The organism is Salinicoccus sesuvii (assembly GCF_042648145.1).
In the GTDB taxonomy this organism is placed as follows: Bacteria; Bacillota; Bacilli; order Staphylococcales; family Salinicoccaceae; genus Salinicoccus; species Salinicoccus sesuvii.
Genome location: NZ_JBHRWV010000003.1, coordinates 1 through 3796, shown reverse-complemented (window position 1 = coordinate 3796; position 3796 = coordinate 1). Strand labels below are relative to the sequence as shown.

The following is a 3796-nucleotide window of genomic DNA, read 5'->3' as shown; positions in this document are numbered from 1 at the left end:
CCGCCCCAGTCAAACTGTCCACCTGACACTGTCTCCCGCCCGGATTACGGGCGCGGGTTAGAATCTCAACATCACCGGGGTGGTATCCCACCAGTGCCTCCATGTAGACTGGCGTCCACACTTCAACGGCTCCCACCTATCCTGTACAGGTGAGGTCAAGATTCAATATCAGGTTACAGTAAAGCTCCACGGGGTCTTTCCGTCCTGTCGCGGGTAACCTGCATCTTCACAGGTACTATGATTTCACCGAGCCTCTCGTTGAGACAGTGCCCAAATCGTTACGCCTTTCGTGCGGGTCAGAACTTACCTGACAAGGAATTTCGCTACCTTAGGACCGTTATAGTTACGGCCGCCGTTTACTGGGGCTTCGATTCGCACCTTCGCTTACGCTAAGCGCTCCTCTTAACCTTCCAGCACCGGGCAGGCGTCAGCCCCTATACGTCACCTTTCGGTTTGGCAGAGACCTGTGTTTTTGATAAACAGTCGCTTGGGCCTATTCACTGCGGCTCATTTTCATGAGCACCCCTTCTCCCGAAGTTACGGGGTCATTTTGCCGAGTTCCTTAACGAGAGTTCGCTCGCTCACCTTAGAATTCTCATCCCAACTACCTGTGTCGGTTTGCGGTACGGGCAGTCATATGCTAACTAGCAGCTTTTCTTGGCAGTGTGAACCCACAGCTTCGCCTACTCATTTCGGCTCCCCATCACACCTCATCGTTACACAGGGCGGATTTGCCTACCCTGCCGACTCGATGCTTGGACGTGCTCTTCCAATCGCACGCTCTGCTTCTCCTTCTGCGTCACCACATCGCTTATACACATATCACCGGTACAGGAATTTCTACCTGTTGTCCATCGCCTACGCAGTTCTGCCTCGGCTTAGGTCCCGACTAACCCAGAGCGGACGAGCCTTCCTCTGGAAACCTTAGTCATTCGGTGGACGGGATTCTCACCCGTCTTTCGCTACTCACACCGGCATTCTCACTTCCGATCGCTCCACATGTCCTCACGATCATGCTTCTCTGCCATCGGAACGCTCTCCTACCATCAATATCATTGATCCACAGTTTCGGTAATATGTTTAGCCCCGGTACATTTTCGGCGCAGCGTCACTTGACTAGTGAGCTATTACGCACTCTTTAAATGATGGCTGCTTCTAAGCCAACATCCTAGTTGTCTGTGCAACGCCACATCCTTTTCCACTCAACATATATTTTGGGACCTTAACTGGTGGTCTGGGCTGTTTCCCTCTCGACAACGGACCTTATCACCCGCTGTCTGACTCCCGTGCATCACATCTGTGGCATTCGGAGTTTGTCTGAATTCGGTAACCCGGGATGGGCCCCTCGTCCAAACAGTGCTCTACCTCCACGATGCTAACACGAGGCTATACCTAAATATATTTCGGAGAGAACCAGCTATCTCCAGGTTCGATTGGAATTTCTCCGCTACCCACACCTCATCCGGTCACTTTTCAACGTAAGTCGGTTCGGCCCTCCATCCAGTGTTACCTGGACTTCAGCCTGGACATGGGTAGATCACCTGGTTTCGGGTCTGCAACCTCATACTCATTCGCCCTATTCAGACTCGCTTTCGCTACGGCTCCGCATTCGCTGCTTAACCTTGCATGAAATCGCAACTCGCCGGTTCATTCTACAAAAGGCACGCCATCACCCATTAACGGGCTCTGACTACTTGTAAGCACACGGTTTCAGGTTCTATTTCACTCCCCTTCCGGGGTGCTTTTCACCTTTCCCTCACGGTACTGGTTCACTATCGGTCACTAAGAAGTATTTAGCCTTGGGAGATGGTCCTCCCAGATTCCGACGGAATTCCTCGTGTTCCGCCGTACTCAGGATCCACCGCAACGTCCACTCGCTTCGCCTACGGGACTCTTACCCCCTATGGTCGGCCGTTCCAGGCCCTTCCGCTCGCAAATGTCCGTCTCCTCGGTGTCCTACAACCCCAGTCCGAAAACTGGTTTGGGCTCTTCCCGTTTCGCTCGCCGCTACTCAGGGAATCGATTTTTCTTTCTCTTCCTCCGGGTACTAAGATGTTTCAGTTCCCCGGGTCTACCTCTTTTAGGCTATGTATTCACCTAAAAGTCACACTAATGTGTGGGGTTCCCCCATTCGGAAATCTCTGGATCAACGCTTACTTACAGCTCCCCAAAGCATATCGGTGTTTGTTCCGTCCTTCATCGGCTCTTAGTGCCAAGGCATCCACCGTGCGCCCTTCATTACTTAATCGCAATGAAATTGTGAGTGTGCCAGCCTAAACTGACACAACGCGTGTTTTTGAACTCTTTCGGTTCTCGGTTTTCTACGCTTGATTTCGGTTAAAATCATTTTTCGCATTGTTTCTATACGGTTTTCAATGTACATGTTTAAAATTTAAATGGTGGAGACTAGCGGGATCGAACCGCTGACCTCCTGCGTGCAAAGCAGGCGCTCTCCCAGCTGAGCTAAGCCCCCATATTATGAATTATAATGGTGGGCCTAAGTGGACTCGAACCACCGACCTCACGCTTATCAGGCGTGCGCTCTAACCAGCTGAGCTATAGGCCCATTATATTTCAGATATAGATTATACTATTGTGAATGATAATTTCAAGCATTACTTTTACACTTTCGAAAAGAAATGAGNTGACACAACGCGTGTTTTTGAACTCTTTCGGTTCTCGGTTTTCTACGCTTGATTTCGGTTAAAATCATTTTTCGCATTGTTTCTATACGGTTTTCAATGTACATGTGAATGTCAAAGAAACATTCAAAACTGAATACAATATGTCAACGCCATTCCCCATCAAATGATGGTCCGTTATATCCTTAGAAAGGAGGTGATCCAGCCGCACCTTCCGATACGGCTACCTTGTTACGACTTCACCCCAGTCATCGGTCCCACCTTCGACAGCTGCCTCCCAAAAGGGTTGGCCCACCGGCTTCAGGTGTTACCGACTTCCGTGGTGTGACGGGCGGTGTGTACAAGACCCGGGAACGTATTCACCGTGGCATTCTGATCCACGATTACTAGCGATTCCAGCTTCATGGAGTCGAGTTGCAGACTCCAATCCGAACTGGGAACAGTTTTATGGGATTCGCTCCACCTCGCGGTCTCGCTGCCCTTTGTACCTGCCCATTGTAGCACGTGTGTAGCCCAAATCATAAGGGGCATGATGATTTGACGTCATCCCCACCTTCCTCCGGTTTGTCACCGGCAGTCTCACTAGAGTGCCCAACTGAATGCTGGCAACTAGTAATAAGGGTTGCGCTCGTTGCGGGACTTAACCCAACATCTCACGACACGAGCTGACGACAACCATGCACCACCTGTCACTCTGCCCAAAAGGGAAGCCCTGTCTCCAGGGCGGTCAGAGGATGTCAAGATTTGGTAAGGTTCTTCGCGTTGCTTCGAATTAAACCACATGCTCCACCGCTTGTGCGGGTCCCCGTCAATTCCTTTGAGTTTCAGCCTTGCGGCCGTACTCCCCAGGCGGAGTGCTTAATGCGTTAGCTGCAGCACTAAGGGGCGGAAACCCCCTAACACTTAGCACTCATCGTTTACGGCGTGGACTACCAGGGTATCTAATCCTGTTTGATCCCCACGCTTTCGCACCTCAGCGTCAGTTACAGACCAGAGAGCCGCCTTCGCCACTGGTGTTCCTCCATATCTCTGCGCATTTCACCGCTACACATGGAATTCCACTCTCCTCTTCTGCACTCAAGTTCGCCAGTTTCCAATGACCCTCCCCGGTTGAGCCGGGGGCTTTCACATCAGACTTAACGAACCGCCTACGC

2 tRNA genes and 2 rRNA genes are annotated in these 3796 nt (G+C 51.2%); all 4 read right to left on the bottom strand.

Going from position 1 to position 3796, the window contains the following annotated elements:
* Positions 1 to 2248, bottom strand: a 23S ribosomal RNA gene (locus tag ACFOJ8_RS04445); the annotation flags it as partial.
* A 149-nt stretch (positions 2249 to 2397) separates the two neighbouring features.
* A tRNA-Ala gene (locus ACFOJ8_RS04440) sits at positions 2398 to 2473 on the bottom strand.
* Between the two features lie 16 nt (positions 2474 to 2489).
* Positions 2490 to 2566 (bottom strand) — tRNA-Ile (locus tag ACFOJ8_RS04435).
* Between the two features lie 265 nt (positions 2567 to 2831).
* A 16S ribosomal RNA gene (locus ACFOJ8_RS04430) occupies positions 2832 to 3796 on the bottom strand; the annotation flags it as partial.